The organism is Bacteroidota bacterium (genome assembly GCA_030706565.1).
In the GTDB taxonomy this organism is placed as follows: domain Bacteria; phylum Bacteroidota; class Bacteroidia; order Bacteroidales; family JAUZOH01; genus JAUZOH01.
The window spans coordinates 1-4,982 of record JAUZOH010000283.1 but is presented as its reverse complement, the minus strand read 5'-3'; the positions used below and the strand labels follow the sequence as shown (position 1 = coordinate 4,982).

Annotated in this window: 3 protein-coding genes and 1 pseudogene; 3 read left to right on the top strand and 1 reads right to left on the bottom strand. The window is 34.6% G+C overall.

Going from position 1 to position 4,982, the window contains the following annotated elements:
- Positions 1-783: TolC family protein (locus Q8907_12570; protein MDP4275104.1), on the top strand; the 783-nt coding region annotated here is incomplete at its 5' end.
- A gap of 502 nt (positions 784-1,285) precedes the next feature.
- Here the strand turns inward: Q8907_12570 and Q8907_12565 are convergent.
- Positions 1,286-1,477 (bottom strand): annotated as a pseudogene (locus Q8907_12565) (transposase).
- 272 nt (positions 1,478-1,749) lie between these two features.
- Between Q8907_12565 and Q8907_12560 the strand changes: the two are divergent.
- Together Q8907_12560 and Q8907_12555 are read left to right on the top strand one after the other, a co-directional pair.
- The gene (locus Q8907_12560; protein ID MDP4275103.1) at positions 1,750-4,053 is read left to right on the top strand and encodes a leucine-rich repeat protein; all 2,304 of its coding nucleotides are present in this window, start codon (positions 1,750-1,752) and stop codon (positions 4,051-4,053) included.
- A gap of 458 nt (positions 4,054-4,511) precedes the next feature.
- On the top strand, positions 4,512-4,913 hold the full coding sequence (locus Q8907_12555; GenBank protein MDP4275102.1) for a hypothetical protein: 402 nt from the start codon (positions 4,512-4,514) through the stop codon (positions 4,911-4,913).
- Positions 4,914-4,982 lie beyond the last annotated feature (69 nt).

The window sequence follows — 4,982 nt, the reverse complement described above, 5'->3', positions numbered from 1 at the left end:
TTAAAGGATGGCGAAGCTAATACAGTAGATGCCCTGCAGTCGGCCCTTGAGGCTAAAGCCCAGCTTAATCAGGTTTTTCAGGCTAAAGCCGATATGCAAAATGCCTTTTTTGATTTTTCCCGATTGCAGGGGAAAGTTGGGACTGATACAGTTTATAATCCTGTCGGCGAGTTCCCTGTGTCCATTCGGGATTATAATCTTACTGCCTTGGTTGATACAGCGGTGAAAAACAAGGGAGATATTAAAATAGCCATCAAAAACAAGGAGGTTTCGGAAAAGAACCTTCGTTTGTTGCAGGCCAACCGGGCATTTGAGTTCAGCCTTGAAGCCGGATATTCGTACAATTCGGTAGCCAAAAACAATATAGCCCCTTCTCCAGCATACAGTTCATATAATGCTGGAATATCCATCCCTCTTAAGTTTTCAAACACTAACAGGCAGGCTGTGGTTGCCGCGAAGCTTGCTATAGATCAGAGTGAGATAGAATATAACGACATCAGGCAACAGCTCACCACATCCGTCATACAGGCCTATAATACGTTTGTTGCGCAAAGGAAACAGCTGGAGCATTATAATGAAGGCTTAATCGGCAATGCCGAGAAGATCCTGAACAGCAAGGTTTATTCCTATCAGCGGGGCGAAAGCAACCTGGTTGATGTGATCAATGCCCGGCGCACTTATGTTGATCTTCGAAGTGACTATCTTGAGACCCTGTGTCGTTATGTTTCCTCGGTCATTGAGCTGGAACGTGCCACTGGCATCTGGGATCTGGATAAGATGTAGAAAATAAGACTTTACAGAAAAAGGGTTAACAAGTGCAAAGCCTCATGAAACATCATGTTTCGTGGGGCTTTTGTTTTTTATCCGAAGAATTTTGAAGTTAAATGATATAAAAATAATTTTAATATAACATGTAAATCCTGTAATCCTGTCTAACCCTTTTAACCCTGAAATTAGGCTGTCTGTTGAAATCCAGACTATGTATATTTTTTACCAGAATAGGAGGTAAATAAAATAGTTGTTAAAAGATTTGGATTTATGGTGGATAAATGATTAATTAGGGCTTAGTAATCTAAGGAACTTATTCGTGCTTTAAAAATGAATGTCCGATTTGATCATCATTCCTTACCATTCTGAAATGAATTAATCTGCCTTTATAAATAATTCTTCTGTAAATTTTATCCCCGGATCGGTCAACATATCCGGAATATAATCCCGAAGGAATGTAATGATTATAACACATTGTAATAATGATGTTTATTTTAAACCCCGAAGGGGTGACATATTATTCAATCCAATCAAACAGGTATTGTTCATCGTATCGAATTTCATATTTTTTCAACAGTTCCAAATATTCTTCCCTAGAAGTTTTCTTTGCATGATGTATTTCAGGATTCAAAATATATTGATATACCTGATTAATCTGGGAATGAGAATACCAAAAAGCTCCAATGCCTTCCTGTCGGGCAAATTTCCTTTTTGTTATCGCGGTGATGGAAAATAAATGAGGATAAAGTATCGTATGACAATTAAAAAAAAATGTTAGAGACTTGGTTTTATAAAATATTAAATATAATTTTAACAATTTATATTTGAATGAATGTAATAGAATAACATGTAAACTTATTCTAAATGCTTATTTTATAAAATGTTTGTTATAGCTCAAATCGGATGCTCTTTTGTGGTTTTATTCCCTGGCTTCAAGTTGCATTAAGGTTTAAAAATAAAATTTGTATAAATATTTTATTCATGAAACATTTTTTTTCACTTCTGGGGGTTTTCTTGATTACTTATTCTTTGGCATATTCACAAAGCAAGGAAGTAAAAGTAGATGACATTGTTTATACCATTGACCTTAATAAGGGTTCAGCAGCAGTTGCTCAAGTTTATAGAACAACGCTTTTTGGTGATATTAAGGAACCCAGAAAGAAAGACATCGTATTGCCATTTAGCATACCCTTTAGGAATAAAATTTATCTTGTAACATCAATCAGTGATTATGCTTTTAAAAATTGCAATAATATATGCTCAATAAAAATTCCCGGTACCATCAATGAAATTGGAAGTAAAGTATTTGAAAATTTAAGGAATCTCAGGCAAATAGAGGTATCCCCAGATAATCAATATTTTCAGTCAATTAATGGGGTATTGTTTAATAAAGATATGTCCGTCCTTCTCAGATTCCCACCCAAACTTGATTTGTCATTCTATTGCATTCCTTCAACAGTCGTAGCAATCGGAGAAAGTGCCTTTAAGGAATGCCAAATTATCAATAGCATTTCCATTCCCAATAGTGTAAAATATATTGAAGCCAATGCATTTTATGATTGTTATTTTATATCTATTACAATTCCCAATAGTGTTATTGAAATTGGAGAAAATGCTTTTAGTTTGTGTTATTTTCTTAAATCCATGGAATTGCCGCCAAGTATAAGTAAACTGGGCGAAAAAGCTTTCTCCTATTGTCCCAATTTGAATTCTTTTATTTATCAGAATAAAGAATTGTACTTTCCTTCCAATGTATTTGATCATTCTGATAAAATGTCAACAGCTAATATTCAATATCAGGTACCTCAAAATTTATTTTTAGAATTGGCTCAGAAGGGAAATCCTGAAGATCAGTACAATTTAGCTACATGTTATTTAAACGGAGAAGGATTTCATAAAGATGAAAAAATTGCAAAAGATTGGTTGATGAAAGCTGCAAAGCAGGGGCATCTTCTATCTCAAAAAATATTGGGAGACCTGTATTTAAATGGTATAGGCACTACTAAGAATTATCATGAGGCTATTTACTGGTATTCGCTGGCTGCTAAGGCCGGAAACGCTTCTGCACAGGCAGCTATGGCCAGATGCTATTTTCATGGAATGGGAGTTAAGCAAGACTATAATAAGGCTATAAATTTATACAAATTGGCAGCTAATCAGGGTGACGAACTTTCCCAGGGAATATTGGGCGCATGTTATTACTTTGGAAAAGGTGGATGTAAAATAAATATGGAAGAGGCAGTTAAATGGTTCAAATTGTCAGCGGATAAAGGGAATATGGAATCGGCTTTTTATTTGGCAAAGTGCTATTATGAAGGACAGGGCGTTATTCAGAATAAAAACGAGGCTTTTAAATGGATAGAAACGGCCGTAAATGGAGGAATAGAAGAAGGACAAAAATTATATTGCATATTGGCCTATGAAGATGCGGTGAAAAATATGAATTCCCAATATTATTCAGCCGCCATTACCCGATTTACCTCTGTATTAAAATATGACAGCCTGAATATTGATTGTTACATAAATAGAGGCTATTGCTATTTGAATTTACCGAATAAAGATTATGCAAGCGCTGAAGCTGATTTTAAGGAAGCTCTGGAATTGGATGGCAACAATCAAATTGCAAAAAACAACCTGCAATTTGTAAAAGATTATTATCAAAGAATCAATGAAGCCAAATCGTTCTCGCATCAGGGGGATAAATATTATGATAAAAAGGATTATGTTAATGCTGTCTCAAGCTATGCAAAATCCCTTTCGCTGGATAATACCAATCCTTATCCTTACTATAGCATTGGATATTGTTATTTTTCCTGTCAGCAATATAATGAAGCAATAACTTATTTTGACAAGGCTATTGCTCTTAATCCCAATTATACAGATGCAATAAAGGCCCGTAAAAATACCAAAATAATTATCATAACTAATGCAATTAGTCAGGTAGCAACAGCAGTTGCCAATTCTTTAGATAATGCTTACAACAATTCAATAAATTATAGTGACCCATCTTCATCCACAGAGGCCAATACTTCAACTTCTAATAGCTCTACTTCGAGGTATGACGCATACAATAAGTATCAGACAGATAAATTTGTCAATGAAGAAAAAAAACATCAGAAAAATCAGTATGAAATGTATATGAGGTTATACAGGCAGGAAAAGTCTGAAGCTGAAAGTTATTACCGGGAATACGATATACATAAAGATGCAAGTGATTTGAGTAAATCAAAAGACTGTGAAGCTCGTGCCACCCGTTATCTTGAACAAGCCAATATCTGGAAATAGCAGAAAAAGATATTTGAACAGTTAAGCAAAAAAACAGAAACAGACTTGAAAATTTATTGTGGCCCAAAGGCTTGAGTGTCTATGTCTCAAGTCAACATTTATGGTGAAAATTAAGACTTGATCGGGATATACAGTAGCCCAATCTTGTAATTTGTAGTTGAATTATTCATTTCAGGACTTGAAAATTTTTTTCAGGATCTTATCATCAACTCAGTTTTTTTCGAAGTTTTCTAAAAATAGATGACTTTTAGTTTAAATTTAAATCAATATACTTACATTAGCAAAGGTTAAATTGAAGATTCCCGACTTGGTTTCAGACTGTATTATTGGAATATCCTGTATATATGATGATTTCAAATCGGATATTCTTATAATCGGGATACGGATGCAAGGAACATGTAATGACGATTCCTGTTTAAAATAATGAATGATTTAGATTCCAAAATTTAAGCTACAGAATGAAAAAAATAGGTATTTGCTTTTTATTTGCTTTAATTTTCTTAGGAAGCTGCAAGAAAGATGATTCTACTTCTTTGCCCGGCCATTTCACCTTAAAGTTCAACTCGGCGGCAAATTGCAATATTTTGCTCAGCAGGCACGATTCAATTTTATTTTATGTTGTGGATGAGGCTTTTCTTAACAGCTATCAGACTGATGTTTCCCTTATTAGTCCCGGGAAAGTTGACACGTTCAGGGTTGAAATCAGTGTTTCCGATAAGACCAAAGCCTTTAACTTTAATTTTAGTTATCCCTACAACAGCCTGCCTGATGTAACAGTGAATTCTTTGCCGGATGGCCAGAAGACCTTTATTTTATATGCCGGGAATGGAATATTTAAAACAGTAGCTGCACAGAAATAATAATAACAGAAAATCTGTAAATCCTGTATAATAAAAAAAAGCCCTCCAAATCTTGGAAGGCTTTTTTTT